23 protein-coding genes are annotated in these 25414 nt (G+C 63.4%); 13 read left to right on the forward strand and 10 right to left on the reverse strand.

The features are described from left to right. The first annotated feature begins 54 nt into the window (after positions 1-54). Positions 55-1236: a tRNA 2-thiouridine(34) synthase MnmA gene (gene mnmA, locus IP79_RS07580; RefSeq protein ID WP_054118983.1), complete on the forward strand. Its 1182-nt coding sequence runs from the start codon at positions 55-57 to the stop codon at positions 1234-1236. 117 nt (positions 1237-1353) lie between these two features. On the opposite strand, the gene IP79_RS07585 is transcribed toward mnmA, so the two are convergent. Then, on the reverse strand, positions 1354-1704 hold the full coding sequence (locus IP79_RS07585) for a hypothetical protein (protein WP_082337086.1): 351 nt from the start codon (positions 1702-1704) through the stop codon (positions 1354-1356). Between the two features lie 48 nt (positions 1705-1752). Here IP79_RS07585 and IP79_RS07590 point away from each other — a divergent pair, with 48 nt between their 5' ends. After that, a complete protein-coding gene (locus IP79_RS07590; RefSeq protein ID WP_054118647.1) occupies positions 1753-2898 on the forward strand; it encodes a serine hydrolase domain-containing protein in 1146 nt (381 codons plus the stop codon). Here IP79_RS07590 and IP79_RS07595 read toward each other — a convergent pair. Both IP79_RS07595 and pdxH read right to left on the reverse strand, forming a co-directional pair. Further along, on the reverse strand, positions 2889-3704 hold the full coding sequence (locus tag IP79_RS07595) for a PhzF family phenazine biosynthesis protein (protein WP_054118648.1): 816 nt from the start codon (positions 3702-3704) through the stop codon (positions 2889-2891). The genes IP79_RS07590 and IP79_RS07595 overlap by 10 nt on opposite strands. 8 nt (positions 3705-3712) lie before the next feature. Further along, the gene (pdxH, locus tag IP79_RS07600; RefSeq protein WP_054118649.1) at positions 3713-4369 is read right to left on the reverse strand and encodes a pyridoxamine 5'-phosphate oxidase; all 657 of its coding nucleotides are present in this window, start codon (positions 4367-4369) and stop codon (positions 3713-3715) included. A gap of 138 nt (positions 4370-4507) precedes the next feature. On the opposite strand from pdxH, the gene IP79_RS07605 reads away from it, so the two are divergent. The 3 genes from IP79_RS07605 to fabI are packed head-to-tail and all read left to right on the forward strand — an operon-like array spanning position 4508 to position 7195. Further along, entirely contained in the window at positions 4508-5491 is a 984-nt protein-coding gene (locus IP79_RS07605; protein ID WP_054118650.1) for a DnaJ C-terminal domain-containing protein, read from the forward strand. Between the two features lie 15 nt (positions 5492-5506). Continuing rightward, positions 5507-6388 carry a YihY/virulence factor BrkB family protein gene (locus IP79_RS07610; RefSeq protein WP_054118651.1) on the forward strand — a complete coding sequence of 294 codons (882 nt, stop codon included), beginning with the start codon at positions 5507-5509 and terminating at the stop codon, positions 6386-6388. Continuing rightward, the gene (gene fabI, locus IP79_RS07615; protein ID WP_054118652.1) at positions 6389-7195 is read left to right on the forward strand and encodes an enoyl-ACP reductase FabI; all 807 of its coding nucleotides are present in this window, start codon (positions 6389-6391) and stop codon (positions 7193-7195) included. It begins immediately after the preceding gene. A gap of 20 nt (positions 7196-7215) precedes the next feature. Here fabI and IP79_RS07620 read toward each other — a convergent pair whose 3' ends face one another. Both IP79_RS07620 and IP79_RS07625 read right to left on the reverse strand, forming a co-directional pair. Further along, positions 7216-8856 carry a beta-3-deoxy-D-manno-oct-2-ulosonic acid transferase gene (locus IP79_RS07620; RefSeq protein ID WP_233994119.1) on the reverse strand — a complete coding sequence of 547 codons (1641 nt, stop codon included), beginning with the start codon at positions 8854-8856 and terminating at the stop codon, positions 7216-7218. Next, positions 8849-9679 carry an inositol monophosphatase family protein gene (locus IP79_RS07625; RefSeq protein ID WP_054118653.1) on the reverse strand — a complete coding sequence of 277 codons (831 nt, stop codon included), beginning with the start codon at positions 9677-9679 and terminating at the stop codon, positions 8849-8851. The genes IP79_RS07620 and IP79_RS07625 overlap by 8 nt, the downstream gene beginning before the upstream one ends. 239 nt (positions 9680-9918) lie before the next feature. On the opposite strand from IP79_RS07625, the gene IP79_RS07630 reads away from it, so the two are divergent. The 5 genes from IP79_RS07630 to IP79_RS07650 are packed head-to-tail and all read left to right on the forward strand — an operon-like array spanning position 9919 to position 15390. Continuing rightward, entirely contained in the window at positions 9919-10965 is a 1047-nt protein-coding gene (locus IP79_RS07630; RefSeq protein WP_197273775.1) for a KpsF/GutQ family sugar-phosphate isomerase, read from the forward strand. Positions 10966-10982: 17 nt separating this feature from the next. Then, positions 10983-11792 (forward strand): 3-deoxy-manno-octulosonate cytidylyltransferase, encoded by an 810-nt coding sequence (locus IP79_RS07635; RefSeq protein WP_054118654.1) that lies wholly within the window; start codon positions 10983-10985, stop codon positions 11790-11792. Between the two features lie 30 nt (positions 11793-11822). Next, on the forward strand, positions 11823-13418 hold the full coding sequence (locus IP79_RS07640) for a glycosyltransferase (RefSeq protein WP_156318182.1): 1596 nt from the start codon (positions 11823-11825) through the stop codon (positions 13416-13418). Further along, positions 13415-14182, forward strand: coding sequence for a DUF5672 family protein (locus IP79_RS07645; protein ID WP_233994120.1), 768 nt, complete (start codon positions 13415-13417; stop codon positions 14180-14182). The genes IP79_RS07640 and IP79_RS07645 overlap by 4 nt, the downstream gene beginning before the upstream one ends. Beyond that, entirely contained in the window at positions 14179-15390 is a 1212-nt protein-coding gene (locus IP79_RS07650) for a glycosyltransferase family 4 protein (RefSeq protein ID WP_054118656.1), read from the forward strand. The genes IP79_RS07645 and IP79_RS07650 overlap by 4 nt, the downstream gene beginning before the upstream one ends. A 21-nt stretch (positions 15391-15411) precedes the next feature. On the opposite strand, the gene IP79_RS07655 is transcribed toward IP79_RS07650, so the two are convergent. From IP79_RS07655 to IP79_RS07665, 3 genes are all read right to left on the reverse strand, one after another. Next, on the reverse strand, positions 15412-16857 hold the full coding sequence (locus IP79_RS07655; protein WP_054118657.1) for a right-handed parallel beta-helix repeat-containing protein: 1446 nt from the start codon (positions 16855-16857) through the stop codon (positions 15412-15414). Between the two features lie 43 nt (positions 16858-16900). Continuing rightward, positions 16901-18145, reverse strand: a complete 1245-nt coding sequence (locus IP79_RS07660) for a polysaccharide biosynthesis/export family protein (protein ID WP_233994121.1) — start codon at positions 18143-18145, stop codon at positions 16901-16903. 271 nt (positions 18146-18416) lie between these two features. Then, a complete protein-coding gene (locus IP79_RS07665) occupies positions 18417-19160 on the reverse strand; it encodes an acyltransferase (RefSeq protein ID WP_197273776.1) in 744 nt (247 codons plus the stop codon). A 412-nt stretch (positions 19161-19572) separates the two neighbouring features. Between IP79_RS07665 and IP79_RS07670 the strand changes: the two genes are divergently transcribed. From IP79_RS07670 to IP79_RS07680, 3 genes are read left to right on the forward strand one after another with little or no spacing between them, the layout of a single operon-like run. Further along, the gene (locus IP79_RS07670) at positions 19573-20685 is read left to right on the forward strand and encodes a hypothetical protein (RefSeq protein WP_054118660.1); all 1113 of its coding nucleotides are present in this window, start codon (positions 19573-19575) and stop codon (positions 20683-20685) included. Positions 20686-20699: 14 nt separating this feature from the next. Then, the gene (locus tag IP79_RS07675; protein WP_233994122.1) at positions 20700-21515 is read left to right on the forward strand and encodes an ABC transporter permease; all 816 of its coding nucleotides are present in this window, start codon (positions 20700-20702) and stop codon (positions 21513-21515) included. Further along, positions 21512-22258, forward strand: coding sequence for an ABC transporter ATP-binding protein (locus IP79_RS07680; RefSeq protein WP_082337092.1), 747 nt, complete (start codon positions 21512-21514; stop codon positions 22256-22258). Before IP79_RS07675 ends, IP79_RS07680 begins: the two co-directional genes overlap by 4 nt. 48 nt (positions 22259-22306) lie before the next feature. Here IP79_RS07680 and IP79_RS07685 read toward each other — a convergent pair whose 3' ends face one another. Together IP79_RS07685 and IP79_RS07690 are read right to left on the reverse strand one after the other, a co-directional pair. Beyond that, positions 22307-23440, reverse strand: a complete 1134-nt coding sequence (locus tag IP79_RS07685; RefSeq protein WP_054118661.1) for an NAD-dependent epimerase/dehydratase family protein — start codon at positions 23438-23440, stop codon at positions 22307-22309. Between the two features lie 48 nt (positions 23441-23488). After that, positions 23489-25408, reverse strand: a complete 1920-nt coding sequence (locus tag IP79_RS07690) for a GSCFA domain-containing protein (protein ID WP_156318184.1) — start codon at positions 25406-25408, stop codon at positions 23489-23491. Positions 25409-25414: the final 6 nt, after the last annotated feature.

A 25414-nucleotide genomic window follows, 5' to 3' on the forward strand; every position in this document is an offset into this window, starting at 1 on the left:
CGGCACTGGCGAAACCGGGCGGCAATCGCTATAGGCACAAGCATTCCCATGACCATGCCCACTCTTCTTGACGCCGGCCCACTGGCCGCGCTCTCCTCCGGACCTGCGCTCGATGCCGCCGCGCTGTTCGATCTGCCGCGTGCCGCAGCCGAATGCCGCATCGTCGTGGCGATGAGCGGCGGGGTGGACAGTTCAGTGGTGGCCGCGCTGGCCCATGCCAGCGGCGCGGAAGTGATCGGCATCACGTTGCAGCTGTATGATTATGGCGCAGCCACGGGGCGCAAGGGCGCGTGCTGCGCGGGCGACGATATTCGGGATGCCCGCGCCGTGGCCGACAGGCTGGGCATCGCGCATTATGTGTTCGACCATGAAAGCGCTTTTCGCGAAGATGTGGTCGAACAGTTTGCCGACGAATATCTCGCCGGGCGCACGCCGGTGCCCTGCATTCGCTGCAATATGGGGCCGAAATTTACCGATCTGTTCCGCATGGCGCGCGAACTGGGCGCGGATTGCCTTGCAACCGGGCATTATGTGCGCCGCGTTATGACCCCTGATGGCCCGCAACTTCACCGCGCCTTCGATCCGGCACGTGACCAGTCCTATTTTCTTTATGGCACCACCGAGGCGCAGCTCGATTATCTGCGCTTTCCGCTGGGCGGGATGCCCAAGCCGCAGGTGCGTGAGCTTGCCGAAGCAGCGGGGCTGAGGAACGCCGCCAAGCCGGATTCGCAGGACATCTGCTTTGTGCCCGATGGCAATTACGCCAAGATCGTCACCAAGGTGCGGCCCGAAGGCGCGGCGCCAGGCAATATCGTCCACGCTGCCACCGGCGCGGTGCTGGGTGAGCACAAAGGCATCGTCCACTTCACCGTCGGTCAGCGCAAAGGGCTGGAGATCGGCGGCCAGCCGGAACCGCTCTATGTCATCGGGCTTGATGCGGCATCACGCGAAGTGCGCGTCGGCCCCAAGCGGATGCTGGCAGTGAGCGCGGCGCGGGTGACCGAGACCAACCGCATCGGCCCGCTGGGCGATGAGCCGCTTACTGCCAAGGTGCGCAGCATGGCCAAACCGGTGCCGGTGACACTGGAAGGCACACCGGGAGATGGCGCGGCGGTCACGATCCGCTTTGCACAGCCCGAATATGGTGTCGCCCCCGGGCAGGCGGCGGTGATCTATGCCGGGGATAGGGTGATCGGCGGCGGATGGGTCGATTCGACCGAAAAAATGCCGGGTTAGACCCCCGCCAGGTCGCGCCAGACCCCGCTTAGACCCCTGCTTGCCTGCGCTTGACCCTGATGGGAGCAATGTTTCACGTGGAAGCGAAGCTCTACGAAGTAGAAACATTCGGGTGCTTTACCCCTCCCACTGCTCCAGCACGCAGCCGTAACCCTTGCGATAGGTGGCCGTCGCCCCGGCAACCAGGGGGAAGCGCGCAGTGACGCTTTTCGTCTCGGCATCCTCGACCAGCGTCACAGCTTCCATCCCGGCCAGCTTGTCCTTGGCGCAATCATCAAGGCTGCGCCCGGCGACAAAGCGGCACGAACACCCCACCCTTGCCGAATAGGCCGAAGCAATGCTGCCATAGCCGTTGATCGGCTCGCGGAAGGCCCACACGGCTGTGCCCAGCCCCAGCACGATGATTGCCAGCAGCCACAAGCCCCAGCGCGGGCGGCCGGTGGTTGCAGGAGAGTGCGATTTTGCCATTGCCAAGCCCCATTGCAAAACCCGACTGCATCGGGAATTGAGGGCGCGATGACCCTCAGACCCGCCGTCCTTAACCGCGCCATTGTGCTCGCGCCAGCCCTGTTCCTGATCGCCGGCTGCGGTGCTGCGCCGCCTGTCGAAGCGCCGCTGTCACAGGAGGCTTTGGCCGCCGTTACCGACAAGGCCGGTGCGCCAAAGGATCAGCTTGCGCGGCAGATCGATGATCTGTTCACGATCAAGGGCCTCGGCGAAACCCGCGCCGTGGTGGTGATGGCCGATGGCGAAATCGCCGCCGAACGTTACGGGCCGGGCTATAACAAGGACACGCGCTTCATCAGCTGGTCGATGGCCAAAACGGTCACCGCCGTGCTGATCGGGATGCTGGTGGCCGATGGCAAGCTGAGCCTTGATGCGCCCGCGCCGGTGCCCCTGTGGCAGCGCCCCGGCGATCCGCGTGCCGAGATAACCCTGCGCCACCTGCTCCAGATGCGCAGCGGTCTGCGGCACACCGAAGCAGGCGATCCGCCTTATGAAAGCAGCGAAGTGCGGATGCTGTTCCTCGACGGGCGCGACAACATGGCGCGCTGGGCCGAAGAACAGCCGCTTGAAGCAGAGCCGGGCAAGGTGTTCGAATATTCGTCAAACACCACGGTGATCCTCGCCGATATCGCCGCCCGCGCGCTGACCGATAGCGCGGCACCCGAAGCCCGGCGCAAGGCTGTGGCGGAATACCTGCAGGAACGGTTGCTCGGCCCGCTCGGCATGGAATCGATGGTGCTGGAATTCGATGCGAGCGGCACGCTGATCGGCGGCAGCCTGATGCACGCGACCGCGCGTGACTGGGCCAAGCTGGGCGAAATGCTGCGCCGCAAGGGCCGCAGTCCGGGCGGCGAACAGCTGGTGCCGCAGCGCTGGGTTGAAGCAATGGTCACGCCGAGCCCCGCCAGCCCGCATTATGGCCTGCAAACCTGGCTCAACCGCCCGATCCCCGGCACCGAACCTGCGCAGCACCCGCTGTTCCCCGACCGTGCGCCCGATAATCTGTTCAGCCTGATCGGGCACATGGGGCAATATGTGCTGGTTTCACCCGGTCAGCGGGTCACGCTGGTGCGGCTCGGCCATTCGGACAGCAAGGAACGGCCGCCGATGTTGCAGCAGGTAGCGGATATTCTCGAACTCTACCCTCAGAGGTAGAAGCTGCCCTCGACGACCGTGACGCACGGCCCGCCGAGCCATGCTTTTTCGCCCCGTTCGTCTTTGGCCAGCCGCAGCGTCAGATCGCCGCCCCGCGTGCTGGCCTGATGCGCGGTAAAGCTGCCGCGCCCCAGCCGTTTGGCCCAATAAGGCGTCAGCACCGCGTGGGCCGATCCGGTGACGCTATCCTCGTCCACCCCGCCGCCGGGGACGAACACCCGGCTGACAATATCGGTGCGATCCCCCGGCGCGGTAATGATGAACTGGTCTTTGCCCAGCCGCTCCAGCCCACGGATATCGGGCGCAAGGCCGCGCACCGCCGCCTCGTTTTCATAGAGATAGATGTTGTAGCCCAGTTCCGAACGCGCAATGTCCAGCGGCGCGGCCCCCAGCAGCCGGATCGCTTCCGCCTGATTGGCGGCGCTATCGGGCTGCGTGGCGATCGCGGGCAGCGCGAGTTCATAGGCATCGCCCAGGCTCGCCACCTCCAGCACGCCGGACTTACGGGTACGGAAGGTGATCCGCTCACCGCCGTCCCGCGCAAGCAGCACGTGCCCGCTCGCCAGCGTCGCATGACCGCACAGGGCGATTTCATAAGTCGGCGTGCACCAGCGCAGCTCCCATTCCGCCTCTCCGGTGGTGTCGCGCACCACGAAGGCGGTTTCGGCGAACAGGTTTTCGGCCGCGATGGCGACCAGCACATCATCGGGCAGCCATTCGTCCAGCACCATCACAGCCGCCTGATTGCCGCCAAAGGGCCGGGCGCTGAAGGCATCGACATGCCAATAGGGGATTTTCTGGGTCATTCCGGGCCTCACGGGTAGAGCAGTGTATCGGACCACGCCGCATCAGCAGCATCGCGGATAAATTCGCGCCGGTCATGCAACCGGTTGTCGCGATCGATCCAGAACTCGATCCGGCGCGGGCTGAGGGTGAAGCCGGTCCAGTGCGGCGGACGCGGCACCTTGCCTTCTTCCTCGTGCGCAGCCCACAATTCCTGCACCCGGTCGAGGTATGTCTGGCGTTCCGGCAAGGGGCGCGACTGGTCACTCGCTGCGCTGCCGACCTGGCTTTTATACGGGCGCGAATGGAAATAGGCGTCGGCAGCTTCGGGGCTGACTTCGGTCAGCGGGCCTTCGATGCGAATCTGGCGACGCAGGCTTTTCCAGTGAAACAGCAGCGCCGCCTGCATATTGGCGCGGATGTGCTGACCTTTCCGGCTTTCGGCATTGGTGAAGAATGTGAAGCCGCCGCCTGCGATCTGATCCTTGCCATGCCCCTTCAGCAGCACCATCCGAACCGAGGGCGCGGCATCGGGGGTGGCGGTGGCCAGCGCCATCGCATTGGGATCATTGATCTCCCCCACCTGCGCGGCCGCAAACCACTCCTCGAACAGGTCGAAGGGGTCAGCGCCTGCGGGCAGCACCGAGTCGGCCAGCTGGGCATCATCGAGGGGGGCGGCTTCGTTCATGGTGGGTGTCCTTGCTGAACCAGCGCCGGACATAGACACGCTTGCCGCCTGCGCAAAGTGCATCGCTCGCAATTTCGTCATGCACTTGCACCCAGCCCACGCTTGCGCATGGCGACTGTCTCACCTAGCTAATACGCCATGCGCGATCCCTACATCACCCTTGGCGTTGCCCGCACTGCATCCGAAGCGGATATCAAGAGCGCTTATCGCAAGCTCGCCAAGGAACTGCACCCCGATCGCAACAAGGATAATCCCAAGGCATCGGAGAAGTTTTCCGATGCTACCCGCGCCTATGATCTGCTGTCGGACAAGGCCAAGCGCGCCCAGTATGATCGCGGCGAGATCGATGGTGAGGGCAACCCCGCCAATCCTTTTGCCGGGATGGGCGGGCGACCTGGCTATGGCCGCGGCGGGACTTATGGTGCTGGCCCGGGCGGGGCTCAGGGTAACGGCGATTTTGGCGGGTTCGGCGGCGACGAGGTCGATCTTGGCGATCTGTTCGAAGGATTGTTCGGCGGCAAGGCGCGCCAGCAGGCCGGTGCCAAGCGCGGCTTCGGTCGCCAGCCGCCGCCGCCGCCGCGGCGCGGTGCCGATATCCAGTACCGTCTCGCCGTGCCATTCGTCGATGCCGCCGCCGGGCGCGACCAGCGGATCACGCTGGCCGATGGCAAGGCGATCAACCTGAAACTGCCGGCCGGGGTCGAAGACGGCACGATGATGCGCCTGAAGGACAAGGGCCACCCCGGCACCGGCGGGCACGGCGACGGAATCGTTATGGTCGAAGTCGGCACGCACCCGTTCTTCCGGCGCGATGGCGACAATATCCGAATGGACCTGCCGATCACCCTCGACGAAGCCGTGCGCGGCGCGAAGGTCAAATGCCCCACGGTCGATGGTGCGGTAATGCTGACAATCAAGCCGGGCAGCAGCAGTGGCACCGTATTGCGGCTTGGCGGCAAGGGCTGGACGCGCAAACACGGCAAGACCGCCGAAGGCAAGCCCGAACGGGGCGATCAGCTGGTGACGCTGGAAATCCAGCTGCCGGCCGATCTTGCGCCGCTCGAGGAACGGCTCGAAGGCTGGGTCGATATGGCGCGGCCGCGGGAGAAGTTCGGCCAATAGCCGGGCACATTTGTGATGCTTGCCCGGCTTGCCAGCAATTCCTCGCTCAGACACGCCGGACGCGTGGTTCGCCGCGTTGCAGTCGGCACGTTCAACGAAGGCTTTATCCACGCCGGCAATCTTGCCTACCTGTCGATGCTGGCGATCTTCCCGTTCTTCATTCTCGGCGCAGCGCTGTTCGATCTGATCGGCGGGCGGGAGAATGCCCAGACCATCGTCTTTTCAGTCGCCCGCGCAATGCCGGATTCGGTTGCTGCAGTAATTGTGCCCGTCGCCGAAAACGTCATCTACGCCCGGTCTGGCTGGTTGCTGTGGGCAGGCGCCGCGGTGGGCCTATGGACGGTGTCGAGCCTGATCGAGACGATCCGCGATATCCTGCGCCGCGCCTATGATACCAAGACCGGGCGCACCTTCTGGCAAAAGCGGCTGGTGTCGATCGGGCTGATCTTGGGCGCTGTCGTGTTGCTGATGCTGTCGCTGTTCGCACAAGTGCTGATCGGCGGCGCGCAGGAAGTGATTCAGGCGGTTGTGCCGCAGCTTGGCAACTGGATCGGCGCGCTGCGGTTGTCGCGCATCGTTCCCGGTCTGGGCCTTGCCGCATCGCTATGGGTGCTGTTCGTCACCTTGACCCCGCTGTCCTATCGCGGAAAACAGTGGCCCAAATGGCCCGGCGCTGTGTTCACCACGGTATGGTGGCTGGTGGTTGCCGCCGCACTGCCGGTGGTGTTGCGCAGCGTCTTTACCTATGATCTCACCTACGGCAGCCTTGCCGGAAGCATGGTGACGCTGTTGTTTTTCTGGCTCGTTGGTCTTGGCGTCGTTATTGGCGCAGAACTGAACGCGGCGCTGGCGCACGAGGCGTCGGCTCCCGGCGAGCCCCGCGAGGAGAAGGCATAAATGGACGGATTGATGGCAGGCAAACGCGGCCTCATCATGGGGCTCGCCAATGACAAGTCCATTGCCTGGGGCATCGCCAAAAAGCTCGCGGAACACGGGGCGCAGCTGGCTTTCTCCTATCAGGGCGATGCGCTGGCCAAGCGCGTGATCCCGCTGGCCGAACAACTGGGCAGCGATTTCACTTTTGAATGCGACGTTTCCAGCATGGAATCGCTCGATGCCGCTTTCGCTACGCTCAAGGAACGCTGGGACAGTCTTGATTTCGTGGTCCACGCGATCGGCTTTTCCGACAAGAACGAATTGCGCGGGCACTATGTCGATACCAGCCTCGACAATTTCCTGATGACGATGAACATCTCGGCCTATTCGCTGGTGGCGATCACCCAGCGTGCCGCCGCGATGATGCCCGAAAGCGGCGGAGCGATCCTGACGCTGAGCTATTACGGCGCGGAAAAGGTCGTGCCGCATTACAACGTGATGGGCGTGGCCAAGGCAGCGCTGGAAACCAGCGTCAAATATCTCGCCAATGATCTCGGACCGCGCAACATCCGCGTCAACGCGATCAGCGCCGGGCCGATCAAGACACTGGCGGCAAGCGGAATCGGCGATTTCCGCTACATCCTCAAATGGAACGAATACAACGCCCCGCTAAGGAGAAACGTCACGATCGATGATGTCGGCGGATCGGCGCTTTATCTGCTGTCCGATCTGGCATCGGGCGTGACCGGCGAAACGCATCACGTCGACGCGGGCTACCATGTGGTCGGCATGAAGCAGGAAGACGCGCCCGATATCGCTCTGGGTTGATTGCGGGGCGGGGTCGCAGTTCAGCGCCACCCCAGCAGCAGTTTTGCCCGGCCCAACAGCTCGCGAAACAGGATCCGGGGCGTACGGATGTGCGCCTCGCCCTTGTCGATCCGGCTTAGCAGCATTTCGGGCGAACAGGGCAGGCGCGTCACCGGGTCGAGGTAGCGCGGGTACAGGATAAGCGTTGCAGCAACGATTTCGTCGAGCGATCGCCGCCGCGACCGGCGCTCCGGCACAGGGCCAAGATCGCGCGTCAGCCCCCAGCCGGCATAGAACGGGACGCCGTGCGTCACCACTTCGCAGCCCCGCAGCAGGGCTTCGAAACCGGCCAGCGACGTGATCACATGCACCGCATCGACGCGGGCCAGCAATGCGGGCATCGAAGATGTGCGATCGATCGCGTTGGCGAATGCCAGCACCTTGTCATCCGGCACATGGCCCTTGCGGTGCCCGGCCTCGACATCGGGATGCGGTTTGAAGATGATCCATGCGTCCGGCTCCAGCGCGCGGGCATTTTGCAAAAGCGAAAAATTGTCGAGCCATGGGCCGCCGCACAGAACCGAGCGATCATCCTCCACCTGGCCCGCCACCAGCACAACGCGGCCACTTTCGCGGGGCTGGACGGGTGCAGCGTTACGATCCTGCCCGTATTTGCCGATCCCGCGCTGCACGACCTCTGCGCGCAGGCGCGCGGCGCGGGCGCACATGGCCGTATCAATATCCGCATTTTGCAGGATATTTTCCAGCTCGCTGGGCCGGGAAGGGTCGAAGTGTGGGCCGAGGGCATCGACCGCAATCGACAGGGGCGGCACGCAATTCGCGCCAAGTCCGCTTGACCGGATCATACCGTCTTCGATTTCGCCAACGGCAATACCCAGATCGGAAAGCTGCCCGACCGCGTGCTCGTCGGTTCGCGCAATCCACGCCAGCACGGTGTCGCCTGCCGCCAGTTCGCCCGGACGCAGGCTTGAGCGGTGCCGGATCGGGCCCGTGCCGTCCCACAGCAGCGGATCGGTGGTGACCCGTTTCCACCCGGCAACGCCAAAGATGGCAGCAAAGCGGCGGTTGGCTTCGATAAGCTCGCGCCATGCAGCCAGTTGTTCGATGGTTGCAAGCGCGCTTGCGGGCTGACGCGTGAACGGGTCGACGTAACTCCAGCCGTCCAGCACCTCGGCCTGCACGGCACGCTCCAGCCCTCCGGCTTGCGCGAGGTCATGGTATCGCCCCTTGCCCACGATAATGAGATCGCACCCCGCGAGCGCGCCGACGAGCGCCCACTCGTCATCGGCATGGGCGATGATGCAGCGCGCGCGGGCACAAAGCGTCCAGGGATCGCTTGCAGCGGAAAAGGACGGCAAATCCTCCCTGCCTTCACCACGCATCGCGGCACGGCCGATCAACCCTTCGGACTCGGCGGCGGCCAGCACCGCTTGGCGGCCCTGCGGCGTCGACGCACAGAGCAGGACATCGCGATCATCGGGAAGATCGGCGTCGCCAAGCCAGAAAGTCCCGCCCACGCGTGCCCGCCGCAGGGCAGCCACAATGTCACCTGCCGCCTCTTCACCAAAACCGGCACCGGCACCAGCACCGTCACGGGCGAGATCGGTGGATCTGCTGCGCGGAAAAGGGGGAATCCGCAGAAAAGGAATAACGTCAGGCAAGGTGCGCCCCCGCCAGCACCATGCCGGCCGCGTCGAGACACTGCGCGACTTCGTCCCATCGGCGCTGACAGCTGGCGATGACAAGGCCCGCGTCCGGATCGCCGCAATGGTAGGCCATGCCATCCTGCCGCCGCGCAACCCCGCCAGCCTCTTCAAGGAATACGACGCCGGCCGCATGATCCCAGGCTATGGTGCGGGTGAACAGGGTCGCATCATTGCCGCCCGCGGCAACCCGCGGATACTGGTCGGCGGCGCAGCGCGGACTGTCCACGACATCGAAGCGGCCGGCAAGCGCGGCGACAAGCGCATTGCGGCGCTCGGGCTGGGCAAACAGCCGGGTCACCGCGACTGTCGCCCGGTCGCCCTGCCATACGGGTGAACGGAAAGCCTGCCCATCGACCAAGGCTCCGCGTCCGCGATGCGCACTGCACATCCGGTCCGCGACGGGATCGTAGATCCATCCCGCAACCGGACACCCATGTTCGGCCAGGGCCACCAGCATTCCGAAGGGGGCAAGCCCTTTGGCGAAATTCCCGGTGCCATCGAGCGGGTCTATGATCCAGCAGGTTCCCTGGGAAAGCAGTTCCATCAATGCAGGCGCGAAGTGCACTGCCTCCTCCCCCACGACATGCGCGCCGGGGATCAGTGCGGCGAGCCGGTCATGCAGGATCTGCTCGCTCTCGCGGTCGGCTGCGGTAACCGCTTCGTCAGCAACCTTGAAGTCGGCATCGATCGGCCGCCCCGGCGTAAAGCGGGGCAGGATCGCGACCCGAGCCGCTTCGCGCAGAGCTTCACCCACGGCCTTGTCGAGACTTGCGTTCAAGCGTCTGGTTCCGATTGCCTGTTTGCAGGTTTGCATGTTGGGCGCGCTGGGCCCGTCCGGTCAGCTCCGTTACGCCCCTGCACCCTCGCCTGCGCCGCTGCAACCCTTCCCCGCGCTTGCGACAGGGCGCACCTTATGTGCGGCAACGCGAAGTTTCTTTGCGTGTCATGTAGTTGTAACGCCATTCGCAACCGTGCAATAGGCCCGACATTCGGCCAGGGCAATCGAAAGCGAAACCTATGGAAGCCAAGAAAACCGGTACAATCAGTGCTCCGGAAGTGACGCCCCTGGAAACCACCGTTTTGTTGTCGCATTCGGATAGCAAGGCGATCCTGGCGCGGGGCGCCGAAGTCGTGCGGACCGAGCGCGAGGCGCTTTCCATGCTCGAAGATTCGCTCGATGAAAGCTTTGTCGAGGCATGTCGGACAATTCTTGGCGCCAAGGGTCGCGTCATCGTCACCGGCATGGGCAAGTCGGGCCAGATCGGACGGAAGGCTGCGGCCACCTTCTCGGCTACGGGAACGCCTTCGTTCTATGTCCATCCGGGCGAAGCGGCGCACGGCGACCTCGGGATGATGGTGCCCGGCGATGTGCTGCTGGTGATTTCGAACTCAGGCAGCACGGCTGAACTGCAGGCGATCCTGTTCCGCGCCAAGGCGATCGAAGTGCCGGTGATCGGCATTGCCTCGCGCCGGCAATCGCCGGTTATGGGCAGCGCCAAGGTGAAGCTTTGCCTTCCCGCCGCAAGGGAAGCCTGCCGCTCCAACATCGCGCCGACCACGTCGACCACGCTCCAGCTTGCCTTGTGCGATGCGCTGGCAATGGCCGTGATGGACCTCAGAGGCTTTACGCATGAAGGCATGAAGATGCTGCATCCGGGCGGCGCGATCGGCATGCGCCTGCTGCCCGTAAAGGATTTCATGCATTACGGGATTTCCATGCCGCTTGCTCCGGCAGAAGCCCCCATGCACGAGGTCATTTCTGTCATGACCTCGCGCGGTTTCGGCATCGCAGGGATCGTCGACAAGGAAGGCTTTCTGCTCGGCGTAGTGACCGACGGCGACTTGCGCCGCCACTTCGATTCCCTGTCGAGCGTATCGGCCCGCGAAGTGATGACCGCGATGCCCAAGTGCCTCGATGGCGCGATGAGCGCAGAGGCCGCTCTCGAAGTGCTGAACGACCTGAAGATCACAGCGGCGTTCATTGTCGAGACCGACGCGGAAGGCCGCCGCAAGCCGCAAGGCGTTGTGCACATCCACGATTTCGTTCGCATCGGACTCGGCTGACCGATATAGGCAGACCCATGCCGACCTCCAGTTTCGCCATCATCATCCCGGCCCGCTACGCGTCGACCCGGTATCCCGGAAAGCCGCTGGTCTCGCTCCGGGGAGCCGGGGGCGAAGCGAAGACGCTGATCCAGCGCAGCTGGGAATGTGCCGCTGCAGTCGAAGGCTGCTCTGGTGTGTGGGTGGCGACCGACGATGATCGCATCGCCGATCACGTCGCCGGTTTCGGCGGCCAGGTTGTGATGACAGCCGAAAGCTGCGCCAATGGGACGGAGCGCTGCGCCGATGCGATTGCCCGCTTGGGCGATGTGGCGGACATCATCGTCAATCTTCAGGGCGATGCGCCGCTTTCTCCGAGCCACATCGTAAGCGATCTCGTCGCCCGGCTCGATTCCGAACCGGCGCTGACGATGGCCACCCCGGCGGTGCGGTGCTCGCGCTCGGTCTATGCCCACTTGGCCGAAGACGCCGCAAACGGACGCGTCGGCGGGACCACCGTGGTCGGCACCAGCAAGGATCGCGCGCTCTACTTCTCCAAGCGCCTCGTCCCCTACCTGCCCGAGAAGGATGCTCTGGCGGAGTTTCCGCCGATCAGCTTGCACCTTGGCCTCTATGCCTATCGCCCCGATGCGCTGCGGCTCTACAATGCCGCACCCGCCAGCCAGCTGGAACAGCTGGAAGGGCTGGAGCAATTGCGCTTCCTCGACCTTGGGCTCGCGGTAGGCCTCCTTCATCTCGACCCGCTGGCTTGGGACTCGATCGAGCTCAACAATCCCAGCGATGTTCCGGTGATCGAGCGCATTCTCGCCGAACGAGGCATCGCCTGAGGCGGTCTGGCGGGAAAATGGCTTCGTGAAATGAACCTGCCGCGACCGCTGCTGCGTGCGCTGGTGCACCTCGAAGCGCTGGCAGCCCGTCCCGGGGACTATCTGCAAGGCGTCGGCTGGCGCATTCGCGGGCTCAAACTGCGTTCGCGCCACCGGTTCTCGGCCTTGATGGGGCACACCCGCCACGCCTACGACTTGTGGATGGCAAGCCGCGAAGTCCAGCGCATCCGCACAATCCCCGCCGATCCCGGTGTGCCGCCAATCGTCATCGTGATCGATTGCCGCGCCAGCACCAGCGATCTGGCCCGAACCCTGGGCTCGATCGCCGAGACCCGTGCCGAGGCTGTGGATGTCGTGCTGCTTGGCCCTGTGACGTCCGAGGATTGCATTACCCTTCCCGACACCAAGGCACTGGGGCGCTGGCTCGGCGGGCGCCCAGCCTGCTGGCTGATCGCGGTCGAATGCGGCGACCTGCTCGCCCCGTGCGCGATCAGGGCCTATCGTGCAGCGCTGGAAGCAGAGCCGCATGGGCTGGTGTTCTACGCTGACGACGATCTTTGGCAGGAAGGACACAGGCAGTCCCCGCATCTCAAGCCGCTGTGGAACGCCGAATTGGCGCTGCATCACGATTTCGTGTCGCATTCCAGCCTGTTCCTGTGCGATGCCGCCATGGTCGGCCCGGACTGGCCGCGCGGCGCCTTGAATCTTGTCAGCCAGAAGTCTGTCCATGTGCCGCATGTGCTGCATCACCGCATGCGCAGGCCTGCCCCGGTGTTACCGCCCGCACAATTGCCGGAAGCATCCCTGCCGCACGTGAGCCTGGTTATCCCCACGCGTGACCATGTCGCGCTGCTGCGCACCTGCATGGCCGGAGTGCGCGCAACCGATTACCCGTCCTTGGACATAACGGTCATCGACAACGGCTCCAGCGATCCCGAAACCCTCGATTATCTCGAGCAGCTGGAGCGTGAGGGCGTGACCATCGAACGGCAGCCCGGCCCGTTCAATTATGCACGGATGCACAATAATGCCGTGCCCCGCCTTGCGGGCCCGCTGATCTGTTTCCTCAATAACGACATCGAGATGATTGCGCCCGATTGGCTGTCGTTTCTCGCCGCCGCCGCGATGCGCGAAGAGGTTGGCGCGGCAGGTGCGCGGCTGCTTTACCCTGACCGCTCGGTGCAGCACGCAGGCATCGTCATCGGCGTCGGCGGCGGCGCGGGCCACGCCCACCGGCTGCAAAGCGACGGCGCAGAAGGCTATTTCCGCCGTGTCCATCTGCCGCAATATGTCAGCGCGGTCACGGCCGCCTGTCTGGTGCTGCGCAAGGACCGGTTTGAAGCCGTCGGCGGGTTCAACGCTGGCGATTTTGCCGTGGCCTTCAATGATGTGGACCTGTGCCTCAAGCTGAACGAGCGCGGCTGGCAGAGCTTTTACGAACCACGCGCTTGCCTGATCCACCACGAATCCAAGTCCCGCGGGTTCGACCGCGATGGCCCGGGCAAAGCCCGCTTCGACGGCGAATTGGCGGCACTGAAGCGAATCTGGAAGACCGACCGATCGCTCGATCCGTTCCATCATCCCGAGCTGAGTCAGTTCGGCGAGCAGTTCGTGGTGCGATTGTGAGCGAGCGCCTCGCCCTGCCCGACGTCACACTATGCGCGGTTGCCAGTGTCAATCTTGCAGCAAGCCTTGCCGCGATGAAGCGCTGCCTGGCCGTGGCGAACTTCGGCAAGGCGCTGCTGTTCACCGATGCGGAAATCCCCGATTTGCCGCAGGGGATCGAAAAGGTTGCGATACCCCGCGTCGGATCATCATCGGAATATTCCCGCTTCGTGCTGCGCGATCTGGCCGACTGGGTCGGGACCAGCCATTGCCTGATCGTGCAGTGGGACGGGTTCATCCTCAATCCATCGGCATGGGATGAGGCCTTCCTCGCCTGTGATTACATCGGCGCTCCCTGGCCGCAGTTTGGCGACGGGCACGATGTCGGCAATGGCGGTTTTTCCCTGCGCAGCAAGCGCCTGATGCTCGCGGCGCGCGATCCGCAATTCGTGCATAGCGATGCGGCTGAGGATCTCGTCATCGCCCGGATCAACCGGCCACTGCTCGAACAGGGCAAGGGCTTGCGCTTTGCCGACCGGGCCGCCGCCAGCGCCTTTGCGTTCGAACGGGATCGCGATGTGGCAGCGCCCTTCGGCTTCCACGGAGTCTTCAATCTGCCCGAAGCTGTCGGCGTCGACGGGTTCTGGCACATTTATGCCTCGCTGGATGACAAGCGCACGGTATGGACCGATTTCTGGCCGCTGCTGCGCGCTGTGGCACGGGGCCCCAAAGGGATCAGGCGCGCGCTGAAACTGGCTTCGGACCGGATCGGCCTCTCCCGATGAGCCCCGTCCCGATGAGCGGTAACCGCCCCTATATTCTCGACGTCAGCCGGCTGATCTGGCGGTTGAACGGCGCCAGACTGCCGACCGGGATCGACCGGGTTTGCCTGGCCTATCTCACGGCCTTTGCCGATCGCTCGCTGGCTCTCGTCCAATGGAAATCGCTGCGTCTGGTGCTGCCCGCTGCGGAAAGCGATCAGCTGTTTGCCCTGTTGCAAGCGGAGCATGGCGCTGGCTTCAAGGCCCGCCTATGCGCCATCGTGCTGCGCGCGCTGATGCGCCGCCTTGCAGGAAAACCGCCAATTTCCGGCAAGATCCTGCTCAACGTCGGTCATACGGGCCTCAATGCGCCGGGCCTGACGGAATGGACACAGCGAAGCGGCGTTCGCCCGGTTTACCTGATCCACGACCTCATCCCGATCACGCACCCGCAATTCTGCCGCGAGGGAGAGGACGCCCGTCACCGGATGCGGATGCGGCAGGCCTTGCACAGCGCGCATGGGATAATTGCCAACTCGCAGGCAACCCTGGATGACCTTGCGCAATTTGCAGATGGCGAGGGACTTCCCATGCCGGAATCCCTTGTCGCCCATTTGGGTGTTGAGCCGCTCGAGGCCCACCCGAATGACGGCATCCACCCCAAACCCTATTTTCTGGCCACCGGCACGATCGAAGCGCGCAAAAACCACGCGTTGCTATTGCGGCTGTGGCCGCGTTTGCGGGACATCATGGGCGCCGGGACACCCGATCTGGTTTTCATCGGCCAGCGCGGATGGCTGGCCGACGATGTCTTCGCCGAACTGGGGCGGGAACAGCCCCGGCACGGGCGCGTCATCGAGTTGGGCCGCTGCGACGACGCGGCGCTGGCCAGCTGGATCGCAGGATCGCGGGCGGTGCTGATGCCGAGCCACGCCGAAGGTTACGGGCTGCCGGTCATCGAAGCGCTGGCGCTGGGCGCGCCTGTCATCGCCAACAGTCTGGCGGTTTATCGCGAGATCGCGGGCAGCGCCCCCTTGCTGATCGATGTGGCCGACGAAGATGCCTGGCTCAAAGCGCTGGTTGAATACAGCGGCAATTCACCGCAGCGACAACAGCGCGTCGCCGAGGCCGCAGGCCTTAGGCCGCTTGGCTGGCACGATCACATCGAAAAGGTGGAATTCTGGCTGAGCCACCGCCTTGGCCAGTGGCCGGTCGAAGGCACGCCGGTGTGAGCAATACCGGAGGTTCCGGCATCACCGCGGGGCGTGTTGGCTCACCGCTTCACAGCCGCTCACGCGAAGGCCTTCCAGCGAAACCCGCTCAGGGGTGCGGTTGAGCAGGCCCAGGGGGCAGTCCCGGCCGCCGCGCACGGTCACATTTTCAAGCAAAACGCCCGTCGGATAGGCCTTGGCGTGCTGCGCCGGGTTGCCCATGTCCAACTCGACCCCCGCACGCCCTTGCCCCCAAGGGCTCTGCATCGCACCTGCGAAAAATATCCGGCCCGGCTCGTCGATGCGCACCCGCCGGATCAGCGTGTCCCTCACAGGTCCGGAGATCACAACGCCGGCAATGCCTGCACGGCTGAAAACGCTGTCGACAAGCGAGACTGCGTGTGTCTGGTATCCGACCTTGACGGCGTAGTTGAAACTATCCGTGATCTCGGCATTGCTGAGAGCGATATTGTCGACATTGCCCATGTCGATCCCTTCCCAGGTATCGGAGATTCTCGCGTTCTCGATCTGGATGTTGCTGCTGGATTGGCCGACCCCCATTCCGTCGGTTTGCCAGGGAATATCGCCTTCGACAAAGCGTGCACGGCACCCGTCGATGCGCAAGTCGTCGATCAGCACGTTGCTCGAACCCTCGATCGACAGGCAGGTCAACTGCTCCTGCGAGCGCGTTCCGTAAAATCCGTTCTGCCGCGCGCCGCGATCGCCGGCCCGGCGGAACTCGCGGAGGGGAACGCTATTCCAGCCAATGTGCCGTGCCCTGTCCAGCAACAGCGGTGCATCGCCGAGATAGGGGGCCCAGACCATGTCGTGCAGCCACAGACGTCTGATCGTGATATCGGCGGAATCCACGATGATCACGCCATAGCCCTTTCCTGCCCCGGTCACCTCGACATCTTCGAGAACAAGATCCCGAGCATTGCCGATCCAGATACCGGCCGCGTCGCTGCGAGCGCCGGATTCGGGGCTGGCCCCGCGATCAACGGTGACATTGCGTAGCGAAACCTTGATGGGCGGCTCGCCCCGCTCGGGCCGGATCAGCAGGGTGCGGGTGTAGAGATAGGCATCAAGCCCGGCGGGAACCGGATCGGGCATGGCCGGATCCCCGCAATCGGCAAGCGCTTGAGCGTCCTTTTCTACCGGACAATCGCCCCGCATCCATGGCCGCGTGTCGAACGCCGCAACATCCTGCCTCAGGCGGGCATTGGCGAGGCAGAAATCGGCGGCGCCCCGCAAAGTTCCGCGCACCCGGTAGGTGCGCCCTTCGCCATCCAGACAGCGGCCGGAGGCCTGCCGAAATGCCTTTTGCAGCGCCTGCGTATCGTCCGCGCGGTCATCGCCCACGGCGCCGAACGAAGCAAGCGTCAGCGATTGGTCGTCAGCTGCTGTCGCCGGGAAAGGCGACAGCAGCATGAGGCAAGCGAGCATCGGCCGGATCACGCCCCGCGCCGCATAAGGTATATTCTCCATCAAACCGACTTGCAGTAGCCTCACGAAACCCTGGCTGAACCGATCAATTCCCCGGTGCAACGGCATTCGTGATGCCGATGAGCGAGAACGCGATCTGCGAAAGGATCGTCACGAACCTCTGCAAGTCCACGCCGGGTGCGTTCGACACGTAAAGAACGTCGCGATTGTGCATCTGGAAGCTTTGCATCAGGAAAACCCCGCGCGGATCCGAAAGGTCGATGCGATAGATGACCGGCAGCGTCCCGTCAGGCATCAGGCGCGCACCGGAGACAACCGCCGGATCGAGCCGGCTGGGGTCTTCGAGCCGGAAGACGAACACGCCCTTCACGTTTGCGCGGGTATCCTGCAGGCCGCTCACCCTGCCCATGGCCTGCGACAGCGTGATCCCCGTCGCTTCGAAATCCACTTCCGATTGCATGCCCACCGCGCCGAGAGCGGTGAAGCTATAGGGCTGGTAGAGCGCAGTGACGACGTCGTCGGGCTGAAGGCGGATATTCTGCCGCGGATCGCGCACGATGGTGTCCATCGGCATCGTCACGACCTGGTTGTCGCGGGTGATCTGGATCGAGGTCCGCTCCAGCCTTTCAGCCACGCCGCCCGCAACGGCAATCACATCGAGCAGGCGTTCCCCGCGGGGGGTGAGCGGGACACGGCCGTTCGTTACCACCTTGCCGACGACGTTCACATTCGCGCTGGCGTTGCGCATCAGCCCCACACTGACCTGCGGCTGATTGGCAATACCCCTCAACCGGGCAGTGATGTCGTTCTCCAGTTGGCGCGGCGTGCGCCCGGCTGCGGGCAGGCGACCGATGAATGGCAGCGACACAAGGCCGTCGGCATCGACCATCTGCTGGGGAAGGTCAGTCTCCTTGGCGAGCGTCGTATCGGTCGCCGCGGCGGCGCCGGTGGGCTGGCCGAACATTCCGAACAGCGCCGCAGGCGGGGCCTCCCAGACCGACACGTCGAGCACGTCACCGGCACCGATCACGGTTCCGACCGGCGCGCCATCGCCAAACGCCTTGGCGAAAGACTCGCTCCGCGCAGTTGCAGACAGGCCCTGCGCGACCTCGGGGGAGAGATCGACGACGCGGATATCGGCTCCCGCAAAGTCCGCGCCCTGCGCATCGCGGATCGCCCCGGCCGGCGGGCCGCTGCTGCCCAGCGAGGTGCAGCCTGCCAGCGCCGTGGCGAGCAGCAACGCGGCAACGAAACCCGACCTGCGGGTTCGTCTCGCCGCATGATGTGCGGATGCAGCCGGATTATCGAAGCTCATGCGTGTTCCAGTCATGATTCACAACGTCTTGGCCCGGTCGTGTGATCGGGAGCTTGTGGAGGGTTCCTAAAAATATCTTAAGCCATTGCATCGCCGCAGAAAAGCGGTCGCACCGATAATCCTGCGGCACGCAAACATGCCGCAATCCGGAGCCGCCGACCATTCCGATAGCCCAGTGGGGTCTGTGTTTCCAGACATTCGATAGCGCGATCGGATGCGACAGGTCGTTGTCGCACACGGCGGGAAGGACAAGCGGCGGTCTTGGGCTGTACAAAGTGGGCATCGCTCAGTCCGGTTCGTCCTGCACCGCGGCCGCTCGCACATCGGATGCCGCCATCGCCTCGGCACGCTCGCGTTCCGCACGGTTGATCCTGTCGATAGCCGTATCCGCGAACGCCGTGTGGCCGGCGGGGAACTGTGCCTCGAGCATGAACTCGTTCGCGACCCACTGCACCGAGCGTTTCACGACCCGCGCGGGATTTCCGGCGATCACGCAATGCGTTTCCTCGAAGCGCTTGGTCACGACACTGCGCGTGCCGACGATGCAGTCGCCCGGCAAGGTCACCGATTTGCCGATGAATGCCCCCTCGCCCACCCAGACGTGATCGCCGATGAAAATCCCGTCCGAGACATCAAGATAGGCACCGCTTTTCTGATCGAAGACGAGATGCGGATATTCCCCCCCGCGCACGACGATATTGCTGGAAAACATGCAGTTGTCGCCAATCTCGAGAAGGTTGCCCGAATTCGGCAGGATGAAGCGGCCCTGGCTGGCGATCGAGAAGCCGTCACCGATCCTCAACCGCGCGCGCGAGCACAGCCAGCGCGCGCTGCCGATCTCGATCCTCAGGTTCTGCAGAAACGATCCGGTGCCGATCAATATCTCGTTGTCATTCCCGAAAACATGAAGGTTGAGCGTTTGCGGGTTTTCGGTTGCCCCGATTCTGATAAAATTGCCCTGTCCCCTGATCGTCCCGGTCAGAATGATGTTGCTGCCGACTTCGATGTGGTTGCCTTCAACGTCGCCCACGAGTTCGACAATGCCCGGATGCGGGATCCCGGGCGATGCGGAATGGGCCTGCGCCGCCTCCGGATCGAGAGATGCGGCAATCGGCTTGGCCCGGACGGGCTGCCGACCATCCGCAGCACGATCCCGATCCTCCGCCAGGGGATAACCCCCCTTAAAAACAGCCGAAATCGCATTCCACGTCGATCGTAAACCCACTCTTCTCTGATCCTCGTAATTCGGTCCTGCGACTTACATTGCTAACCAAACACTGTCGAGTTGCAGCGTTCGGCCTGTCGCGCAGATGAACCGCAAGGCCGCATTGCAAGGGACTGGTGCCCGAGATTGGGTTTGCTTTCAGGGGCCTTTGAGGCCATGGGCATGATGTAATCACACGACCATCAGCATCAGGTGAGTTCAGAGGCCGTCACACCCCATGGCATTCAGGTTTTCCAATGGATTGAGGGGCCCGGCGTTCCTTTTCAATCTGCTCGTTGTCGCTCCCACACTCATCGCGGTCGTCTATTTCGGTCTGCTGGCCTCGGACGTCTACGTATCGGAGTCGAATTTCGTGGTGCGCAGCCCTGACAGGGGCGCGCCGACGGGGATCGGCGCCGCATTGGCCGGGGCCACCGGCCTGGGGGGTGCCAGCGACGAATCCTTTTCTGCTAAGGCCTATGTCGAGTCCCGTGACGCCTTGCGCGCCATCAACAGGAATGATGCTTTCAAGGAAGCCTACAGCAAGGACAGCATCTGGTTCGGCGAACGCTTCGGTGCCTTCGGCGTCAACGATTCCTTCGAGGATCTCTACAAGCATTATCTGAACAAGGTAAAAATCGAAACCGAGGTGACATCGTCGATTTCGACGCTCACCGTCCGGGCCTACACAGCCAAAGATGCCCATGCTTTCAACGAGCGGATCCTGCGGATGGCGGAAGGCACCATCAACCGCATGAACGAACGCAGCAGGGAAGACCTGATCAAGTTTGCATTGGCCGAGGTCGAAGACGCCAAGGAGCAGTCGCGTCAGGCCGGAGCGGCGCTGGCCAGCTTCAGGAACCGCAATGGCGTGGTCGATCCCGAAATACAGGCCACCGCGACGCTCGAAATGATTTCCAAGCTCCAGGACCAACTCATCACCGCGCGCACGCGGCTGCGGCAGCTGCGCCAGTTCACGCCGCAGAACCCGCAGATCCCCTCTATCGCGTCCCAGATCCAGACGCTCGAAGCGGAAATCAAGGCGCAGAACACGAGCCTTACCGGCAGCAACAAGTCACTCGCCGCCAATTCGGCGGAATACCAGCGGCTTTTCGTCGAGAACGAGTTCACCGACAAGCAGTTGGCTGTAGCGCTCGCCTCGCTTCAGGAAGCACGCAACGATGCGCGCCGCCAGCAGGTCTATGTGCAGCGCATCGCGCAGCCCAACCTCCCCGACTCACCGATAGAGCCGCGCCGCCTGCGCAGCATCCTGGCAACTTTCGCGCTGGGACTGGTCGCCTGGGGTATCGCATCGATGCTGGCGGCAGGCATTAAAGAACATGCGCAATAAGTTGAGACACCAGCGTGGCGAATGATCTCGTCCCCATAGGTCAGGACCGTCGCGCCTTCGTCCGACAAGTCACGGTTCAAGGGCGTGTGATCTGGGCGCTTGTCCTGCGTGAAATCATGACACGCTATGGGCGCCAGAACATCGGCTTTCTGTGGCTCTTCGTCGAGCCCATGCTGTTCACGCTGGTCATCGCCGCGATCTGGACGGCGACCAAGACGATCCACGGATCGGACCTGCCGATCATTGCCTTTGCCCTGACCGGCTATTCGGCGCTGTTCCTGTGGCGCAACCTTCCCAATCGCTGCTTCGGGGCGCTTGAAAGCAACAAGTCCCTGCTGTTTCACCGGCAGGTTCAGATTCCCGATGTCTACTGGGCGCGCATTATCCTCGAAGTCCTGGCGGGGACGACCAGCTTTGTCGTGCTGGGGATCGCCTTCTGGTCGGTCGAATTGCTGCTGCCCCCCGAAGACGCATTTCAGGTTCTTGGCGGCTGGCTTTTGCTGGCCTGGTTTGCTGTGGGTCTCGCCCTGGTGCTGGGGGGGCTGTCGGAAAAGTACGAAGTCATAGCCAAGCTTTGGCCGCCGATGACCTATGCGCTTCTGCCGTTCTCGGGCACCGCCTTCATCGCCGACGCCCTGCCGCCGGATGCGCGCGAGATCGTGCTCTATCTGCCGATGCTGAACTGCGTGGAAATCATCCGGGAAGGCTGGTTCGGGAGCAAGATGACGGCCTATTACGACGTCGGCTATGTCATGGTGTTCAATCTTCTGCTGACATTCGCCGGCCTTGCGCTGGTCCGACAGGTGGGTAAGGGGTCGGATCAGGAATGATCGAAGTCATCGACCTTGTTAAAGTGTACCCGTCGAATGCGGGGCCGCGCACCATCCTTGATGGCATCAACATGGTGGTGCGTCCGGCGGACAGGGTCGGGATACTCGGCCGCAACGGCGCGGGCAAATCGACCCTCGTGCGCATGATCGCCGGAGCCGAGGCGCCCACAAGCGGGATGGTCCGGCGCTCGATGAGCGTGTCCTGGCCACTCGCCTTCACCGGCGGCTTCCACGGGCGCCTTACCGGGCTGGACAACCTGCGCTTTATCTGCCGCATCTATGGCTCGGATTTCAACGCGCAACTGCCTTTCATCGAAGAGTTCACCGAGCTCGGCTCGTACCTGAACGAGCCGGTGATGAGCTATTCGTCGGGTATGCGCGCGCGGCTGGCCTTCGCGGTCTCGATGACGATCGATTTCGACTGTTATCTCGTCGATGAGGTCATGGCAGTCGGTGACGAAAGCTTCCGCGAGCGTTGCCAGTACGAATTGTTCGAGAAGCGCAAGGACAAAACCTTGGTCATGGTCTCGCACAGCCGCGGCTACCTGCAGGCCAACTGCAACCGGTTCCTGCTGCTGCGCGATGGCAAGATCGTCGAATATGCCGACCCGGACGAGGCCTATTGGGATTACAAGCGCATGCTGCTTGGGCCAAAGGCGCTCGAACAACGGGCGCTGGCCAAGGCAAAGGCCAAGGACAAACCATTGCTGGAAGCGCAAACGCACGACAGCGACGACATGTGACGCGCGCCCGGGGGCGGACGATTGCCCCCGATCTGGCCCCGATCTGGATCAGCCCATCAGATTGCGCGCTTTCAATTCCGCGTTGGCCTTGTCGAGCATGTCCTGCGGCACAGGCTGGGTGCGGACCCAGGCGCAAAAACGCTCCAGGCCTTCCTCCAGCGAAATCTCTGGGCGCATACCCGTCGCCGCCTCGAGAGCTGACAGGTCGGCATAGTTGTGGCGGATATCGCCGACGCGGTATTGTGCGCTGACGTGGGGGACGATGTCGGAATCCATGAAACGGGCCAGCAATGTCGCGACCTGCATGATCGACGTGGGCTTCCCATAGCCCACATTCGCCAACGCGCCCTGCGTTGCCGGAGCTTCGACGAAGCCCAGCACCGCGCGGGCAACATCCTCGACATGAACAAAGTCGCGCGTTTCCTCGCCGTCCTCGAACACCGGCAACGACAGCCCGAGACGCAGGCGGGTGGAAAAGATCGAGAGAATGCCGGTGTAGGGATTCTGCAGCGACTGCCCCTCGCCATAGACATTCTGGAAGCGCAGCACCGCATGGGACAGACCCTGCGAGGTGGCTGCGATGCGGATCATCTCTTCCTGCGCCAGCTTGGTGGCGGCGTAAATGGATGCCGGCGACAGCTTGTCATCCTCGCGCGTAGCGGTTTCCACTACGTCCGCTCCGCAATCAGGGCATTTCGGCGTCCAGTCATGCGCGGCGAGCTGCGCGGGTAGCCGCGCTCCGGGATAGCACCGCTTCCCCGCCGGATCGCACGCGTTGCACAGGTAAGCACCTTCGCCATAAACGGATCGGCTGGATGCCAGCACGATATTGCGCACATCTGTTTGCGCATTGGCCAGGATATCCAGCAGCGTGGCTGTGCCCTGCACATTGACCCGGTAATACCTGTCGATCTCGTACATCGACTGGCCGGTTCCGGTCTCGGCGGCGAGATGCACCACCGTGTCGACACCACGCAGCGCGCCTTCCATGTCCTCGCGCACTGTCACATCGCCCAGCACAAATTCCACACCGGGCGGCGGCGTGAAAGCGGGGTTCTCGCCGTGGATCTGCGGAGAGAGGTTGTCCAGCAGTCGCACCGAATGGCCCGCAGCGGCGGCGAGCCGGGTGAGATGCGTGCCGATAAAGCCGGCCCCGCCGGTGATCAGGATAGTCTTGGACATGCAAAATATGCTTTCAATTTTCTGCTTGGGTTTGGCTGTGGGGTGCCTTCACGGATCGAGGCTTTCCTCTTCGCAGACGACTTTCTGTTCCTCGTCCAGCTCGGCCGAGTGATCAGCCGTTCCAGCATCGAAGTTAAGCTGCGAATAGTGTTTCAGAAACACGCTCATGACATGGGCGACCCCCTCGGACTTGACCGAGCGCGCGTCCGCAGGATCGAAGTAGCTCGCTTCGAAATAGGGGTTGGCCACGATTTCGAAACTGGGGAAGTAAAAGACGGACGGATCGTTTCTGCAGACCTCGTCCGCAACACTGCGCAGGATTGCCTTGCTCGCGGTGGTCGAGACAAGCACGTGACGGTTCTCGAAGGTGGCGACTAACGGCACCGGTGATACGGTGAGCAGCACTTTCACGCCCGGGTTCACGCCGCGAAGCTGCGTCAGAAACGCATTCAGATCCTCGAGCACTTCGCTGTGGGTGAAGTTTACCGGCTCATAAGACCCGGCATCAACCTCGGGGGAAACCGCCATCGGGCACAGCGGGAATACCGCCCCATCGACAGTCGAATGCCAAGCCTCGGTCAAGCCGAGCGTGAACACCAGCACATCCACCTCGGCAAAAAGTTTTCGCACTGCTGCCAGGTGCTCCTGCCGTGATGCCGCGACCAGCTCAGGACTGGCGAACCCGTCCGGTTCGATCTCTGGCCGGAAGGGATCGACATAGCGCCCGTCCGGCCGGCGCCAGGTGTGATCCTCCGGCATCAAGCTCCCTTGGGCGCGTTCGAACAGCTGGCGCAGTTGGCGTGTGGTATAGACGTTGCCGTAACGCGCGGAATAGACACCATAGTTCCGGCGGGTGCGCTCGGCCGGATCGAGGCCATCGCCGCCTTCGGTGACGAGGTAATCATGACCGGAAGCCGCAAGCCGGCGGGCAATGTGCTGCGCAAAACAGCTTCCCGCGGTGCCGATCCGCGTGTCCGGCCCGATACGGAACCCCGGCTCGGCCACAGGGTCCAGAGCACCGTGGCCGGGTGCCAGTACCCCCCGCCGCCAGAACTGGTGATCGGGGAAAGAACGATAGGGGTTGTGGGATGGTCCGGTTCCGGCTGGCTTGCCTTCAAGCCCCAGCAGACCTTCTTCCGACAGCCGCGGATGACAGGTGCGGTCGAGCGCGATCTGGCGATAGGCGGCAAATGATCTGGCAATGAATTCATCCAAACCGAAGGTGCTTTCAGGCCTGGGCTTGAACTGGAACACATATTCGCCGCCAGCGACGCCGAAATGTTCGGCAATCTCGGGATAGACAGGCCAGACGATATTGCTCGCCAGCTCGTCCGGCATGAGGTTTTCAGGATAGCGAACCTCCGGTACGATACCCACCTTTGCAAGCAGCAGCCTGGCAAGCATGGCCATCACAGGCAGCTTGGGATGCAGCGTGCTGTGCATGAAGCACCCACCGGCCAGCAGGGGTGCAAGTTCACGTTCGTCCCACAGGCCGAGTTTCTCGAATTGCTTGCGCATGTGAGCATCGGATCCGGCGCGCGCGCGAAAATAGCCAAGCCGCTCGAAAACATCGTGACAAAACAGTGCTGCGGTTTGCGCTTCGTCGTAGCCGGAGAGAAAGCCGTGCAGGATCAGAGCGGAGTGATTGGACCCCATCGGTCCTTGCACCAGCACCTTGTCGACCTTGGGGCGTATCAGGTCGGGCTGGAAGCCTGCATGGACAATTGCCGGAAAATCCAGCGTATCGTGCCTTTGTCGCAGCCCCGCAATGGCATCGGCGAAGGACATCCCCGGATTCCCGACGAGCACCAGCCGCCGTTCCGGACCGCCTGTCTGCGACAACGGATCGACTTTGTCATTGTACCGCACGAAATCTATCGCGACACCCGGCAACATTCGGCGGAGGCAAGCGGCAAGCTGATCGCCCTGGCAGTTGCCAAAGACCGTGATCGCTTCGTATTTCTGCATCGCCAC

The organism is Porphyrobacter sp. AAP60 (assembly GCF_001296025.1).
Taxonomy (GTDB): domain Bacteria; phylum Pseudomonadota; class Alphaproteobacteria; order Sphingomonadales; family Sphingomonadaceae; genus Erythrobacter.

Excerpts from the sequence above, each read along its gene's own strand:
- IP79_RS07680 (WP_082337092.1), top strand. The coding sequence starts at position 21,512 with ATGATCGAAGTCATCGACCTTGTTAAAGTGTACCCGTCGAATGCGGGG.
- IP79_RS07655 (WP_054118657.1), bottom strand. The coding sequence starts at position 16,857 with ATGGAGAATATACCTTATGCGGCGCGGGGCGTGATCCGGCCGATGCTC.
- IP79_RS07660 (WP_233994121.1), bottom strand. The coding sequence starts at position 18,145 with ATGACTGGAACACGCATGAGCTTCGATAATCCGGCTGCATCCGCACAT.
- IP79_RS07610 (WP_054118651.1), top strand. The coding sequence starts at position 5,507 with ATGCTTGCCCGGCTTGCCAGCAATTCCTCGCTCAGACACGCCGGACGC.
- IP79_RS07650 (WP_054118656.1), top strand. The coding sequence starts at position 14,179 with ATGAGCCCCGTCCCGATGAGCGGTAACCGCCCCTATATTCTCGACGTC.
- mnmA (WP_054118983.1), top strand. The coding sequence starts at position 55 with ATGCCCACTCTTCTTGACGCCGGCCCACTGGCCGCGCTCTCCTCCGGA.
- IP79_RS07635 (WP_054118654.1), top strand. The coding sequence starts at position 10,983 with ATGCCGACCTCCAGTTTCGCCATCATCATCCCGGCCCGCTACGCGTCG.
- IP79_RS07685 (WP_054118661.1), bottom strand. The coding sequence starts at position 23,440 with ATGTCCAAGACTATCCTGATCACCGGCGGGGCCGGCTTTATCGGCACG.
- IP79_RS07670 (WP_054118660.1), top strand. The coding sequence starts at position 19,573 with ATGGCATTCAGGTTTTCCAATGGATTGAGGGGCCCGGCGTTCCTTTTC.
- fabI (WP_054118652.1), top strand. The coding sequence starts at position 6,389 with ATGGACGGATTGATGGCAGGCAAACGCGGCCTCATCATGGGGCTCGCC.
- IP79_RS07690 (WP_156318184.1), bottom strand. The coding sequence starts at position 25,408 with ATGCAGAAATACGAAGCGATCACGGTCTTTGGCAACTGCCAGGGCGAT.
- IP79_RS07605 (WP_054118650.1), top strand. The coding sequence starts at position 4,508 with ATGCGCGATCCCTACATCACCCTTGGCGTTGCCCGCACTGCATCCGAA.
- IP79_RS07630 (WP_197273775.1), top strand. The coding sequence starts at position 9,919 with ATGGAAGCCAAGAAAACCGGTACAATCAGTGCTCCGGAAGTGACGCCC.
- IP79_RS07585 (WP_082337086.1), bottom strand. The coding sequence starts at position 1,704 with ATGGCAAAATCGCACTCTCCTGCAACCACCGGCCGCCCGCGCTGGGGC.
- IP79_RS07595 (WP_054118648.1), bottom strand. The coding sequence starts at position 3,704 with ATGACCCAGAAAATCCCCTATTGGCATGTCGATGCCTTCAGCGCCCGG.
- pdxH (WP_054118649.1), bottom strand. The coding sequence starts at position 4,369 with ATGAACGAAGCCGCCCCCCTCGATGATGCCCAGCTGGCCGACTCGGTG.
- IP79_RS07640 (WP_156318182.1), top strand. The coding sequence starts at position 11,823 with ATGAACCTGCCGCGACCGCTGCTGCGTGCGCTGGTGCACCTCGAAGCG.
- IP79_RS07590 (WP_054118647.1), top strand. The coding sequence starts at position 1,753 with ATGACCCTCAGACCCGCCGTCCTTAACCGCGCCATTGTGCTCGCGCCA.